The organism is Aerococcus sp. L_32 (assembly GCF_050689315.1).
Map to the genome: position 1 here is coordinate 1 of NZ_JBOEQF010000207.1, position 3,683 is coordinate 3,683.

A 3,683-nucleotide genomic window follows, 5' to 3' on the forward strand; every position below is an offset into this window, starting at 1 on the left:
TTGTGGTTGGATAAGCTTTTTATTCAGATTTACCGATACCCATTAGAAATTGGTCGTAGGTTCACCGAACAATCCCTTGCAATAGAAGTATATTGTTCGTACAATGGAGGTAACAAAAAATAAAGGGGCTATTTATCATGAACTACTTACAAAAACGTATTTTAAAAGACGGTCAAGTCATCGATGAAAAGATTTTGAAAATTGACTCATTCTTAAACCACCAAATCGACCCGAAAGTGATGCATGACATCCAAAGTAACTTCTTTGATTACTTCAAGTCACGTGAAATTACCAAAGTATTAACCATCGAAGCAAGTGGTATTGCACCTGCTATCATGGTAGCTGCACACTTCCAAGTACCGATGTTATTTGCCAAAAAATCTGAACCATCAACACTTGCTGGACAAGATAAATTCTCAACACTAGTACATTCATTTACTAAGAATAAAACAAGCGAAATTATCATCTCTAAAGAATACTTAAATGAAAATGATAAAGTACTGATCATTGACGATTTCTTAGCGAATGGTGAAGCGAGTCTAGGTTTAATTGACTTAGTGAAACAAGCTGGTGCAGAAGTTGTTGGTGTGGGTATTTGTGTAGAAAAATCATTCCAACCAGGCCGTCAACGCCTAATCGACGCCGGTGTAGATGTTTACTCAGTTTGCCGTATTGCTTCATTAGCAGGTAATAAAGTGACCTTTGTAAATGAAGAAGACGAAGAATTAGCGTAAGCAGGTGGCCAATTTGAAAAACTTTAATTTCAAAGATGTCTTCTCAGCTAAAACTACATTTCTTTCACTACAACATTTACTAGCTATGTATGCCGGTGCTATTGTGGTACCGTTAATTATCTCAAGTTCTCTAAACTTCACAACCCAACAGACGCTATACCTTGTCTCAGCAGATATTGTTATCTCAGGGATTGCAACATTCCTACAACTCTACCGGGGTAAATTTATCGGTATGGGCTTACCCGTTGTAATGGCTTGTTCCTTTACAGCGATTGGCCCGATGGTTCAGGTGGGTGGTCAGTACGGTTTAGGGACCATGTTCGGCTCAGTCCTTGCAGCTGGTGTCATCATCCTACTATTGGCGCCGATCTTTGCTAAACTATCCCACCTATTTCCACCGCTAGTGACAGGGACTATCGTGACCCTAATTGGTGCAACTTTAATTCCTGTGGCAATTAATAATCTAGCAGGTGGCGAGGGTAGTGCAGACTACGGTAGTATTGATAATTTAATCTTGGGATTAATTACCTTCCTGATTATCCTCTTACTATATCGCTTTACTAAAGGCTTTCTTCAATCTATCTCTATTTTGATTGGACTAGTTGCGGGTATGATTATTGCCATCTTTATGGGGAAAATGGACATGCAACCTATTCTAGAGGCGTCTTGGGTACAACTACCGATGCCTTTTGCAATTGAGTCGCCATCATTTCATCCAGCAGCGATTTTATCGCTAACAGTGGTTGGTATTATTTCTATGATTGAAGTAACAGGTATCAACTATGCCTTGGCTGGTATGTATGATAAAGACATCGATGAAGCAGATCTTCGCCGTTCATATTTCTCAGTAGGGATTGGGTATTTACTTGCTGGTATCTTCAATACATCACCACAAACTGCTTTCTCCCAAAATGTGGGCGTAGTACAAATGTCAGGTGAAAAGCGGAAAACCATTTTCATCAACTTGATTATCTTAATGCTACTATGTGGTTTGATTCCAAAAATTGGTGCTATTGCCACTTCTGTACCGTCAGCCGTATTAGGTGGTGCAATGATTTTCTTATTTGGTAATGTCTTATCATACGGAATCAGCGTATTGGGTGCGCAAGATTTAGCAGATAATCGTAATCAATTGATTATTGGTGCTGCAATTACAATCGGTTTAGGTGTGGCTATTGCACCTGCAGCCTTTGCGCAATTGCCAGAATGGATTTCTTGGTTAACATCTTCAGGAATCGTAGCTGGTGGTGTAACAGTTGTCTTATTAAATGCCTTCTTCCATGGCGTAAAGAAATAAATTATTTTAAAAATATCTCGTTTAAATAGACGAAGGAACTCCTTGAATTTAGTTATGCTAGCTAAATTCAAGGGGTATTTTTATGGCTATGATCTTTGCAATTTTAGTCATAAATGTTAAATTACTGTGTGAAAAACGGACAATTGCTATTGACTAAGGATTGAAAGCAATATATGATAGCGTAATTGTAGAGGTTCATTTAAAAATGATAAAAGAGAGGTTTATATATGTTTAAGAAAATAAATAAAGTACCAGCGGGTATGTTCTTGATTCCAATGGTAGTGTCATTAGTATTAGTGTCTATCTTCCCTAATATGTATGATGCAATCGGCGGTACATCACAACAAACGTTTCAAATGGGGACCAACGTTGTGATTGGACTATTGGTATTTTCAGCGGGGACAAGTTTAGATTTAAAACAAATTGTGCCTTTAATAAAACGTCATTTACCAATGATTCTGTTTAAGTTAGTGATTTCAACAATCTATATTTTAGTTTTCTACTGGTTGTTTGGTTTAGATGGCATTTTTGGCATTAACCTATTGGCTTTTGCTTGTGTGATCTATTCTTTAAACCCAGCCGTAGCACTAGCTATCCATTCAAGTTATGGGGATAAACAATTTGGTGCGGTATACGGTATCATGGGCGTAATAGGGATGCCATTTGCTCCATTAATTTTACTAAGTATTTTAACAGCTGATGGTGGGGCAGCAGGAATTGACTGGCAAACCATTATCTCAATCTTTGTACCTTTATTAGCCGGTATTATTTTAGGTAACCTAGATAAAGATTTCACCGACTTCTTCGTACCAATGATTGGTCGTTTACTACCTTTCTTAGGTTGGAACTTAGGTGCAGCGATGAATATTCAATCAGCTATCGCTTCAGGTTTGCCAGGTATTTTGATGGCCGGAATCTTCATGGTCTTATTACTGCCATTAATTCCATTTGACCGCTACATCATGAAACAAAATGCCGGGGTAGATGGGGCAGCTATCTGGAACGTAGCAGGTATGTCAGTAGCCAATCCAGCTAGTATCGCGTCTGCCTTACCATTAGTCTTCGCAGACCAATCAACAAGTGCTACTGCTATTGTAATGATGGTATGTATCATCACTTCAATTATTTCACCTATTGTTGCACAGAAACTATATGTGAAAGAGTATGGTATTCAATCATTATAATTATCTCAATGCTTACAGAAGAGTCATGCTTGCATGGCTCTTTTTTTATACGGTGAATTCATCAATTTAATAGGATGACTTTGGGGCAAAAAAGTCAGTCAAAACACAGGCTTATTGCAATGTAAATATGGAATTTTATGCGATAATATAACATACGAGTGATAATTTTGCTGAAATCATTTACCTGGTGATGACGCAATTTTATCTTGCGCAATTTTAAATGATCTACATACACCTTGTAACTTGGAAGGAGTTATCATGAACGATTTTTTCTTAACGTTATTGGAACGTAAAGACCAATTATTCACTGCTACTTACGAACATATGGCTATTTCCTTACTTGCCTTGTTCATCGCCTGTGTTATTGCAATTCCACTAGCCATTTGGTTGAGTGACCACCGCAAATATGCGGAACCCGTATTACAATTTGCTAGTATATTGCAAACGATCCCCTCATTAGCCTTGTTG

The 3,683-nt window shown here is 37.9% G+C and carries 3 protein-coding genes and 1 pseudogene; all 4 read left to right on the forward strand.

The genetic code is table 11. The features are described from left to right. The first annotated feature begins 137 nt into the window (after positions 1-137). The gene (locus ACRCJ0_RS10480) at positions 138-734 is read left to right on the forward strand and encodes a xanthine phosphoribosyltransferase (protein ID WP_417893816.1); all 597 of its coding nucleotides are present in this window, start codon (positions 138-140) and stop codon (positions 732-734) included. 4 nt (positions 735-738) lie between these two features. Beyond that, on the forward strand, positions 739-2,031 hold the full coding sequence (locus tag ACRCJ0_RS10485) for a nucleobase:cation symporter-2 family protein (RefSeq protein ID WP_431387676.1): 1,293 nt from the start codon (positions 739-741) through the stop codon (positions 2,029-2,031). A gap of 227 nt (positions 2,032-2,258) precedes the next feature. Next, on the forward strand, positions 2,259-3,215 hold the full coding sequence (locus ACRCJ0_RS10490) for a 2-keto-3-deoxygluconate permease (RefSeq protein WP_431390400.1): 957 nt from the start codon (positions 2,259-2,261) through the stop codon (positions 3,213-3,215). Positions 3,216-3,473: 258 nt separating this feature from the next. Then, positions 3,474-3,683, forward strand: a pseudogene (locus tag ACRCJ0_RS10495) (glycine/betaine ABC transporter permease); the annotation flags it as partial.

Bases quoted from the DNA above. Each gene is read 5' to 3' on its own strand.
- ACRCJ0_RS10480 (WP_417893816.1), top strand. From the start codon at position 138: ATGAACTACTTACAAAAACGTATTTTAAAAGACGGTCAAGTCATCGAT.
- ACRCJ0_RS10490 (WP_431390400.1), top strand. From the start codon at position 2,259: ATGTTTAAGAAAATAAATAAAGTACCAGCGGGTATGTTCTTGATTCCA.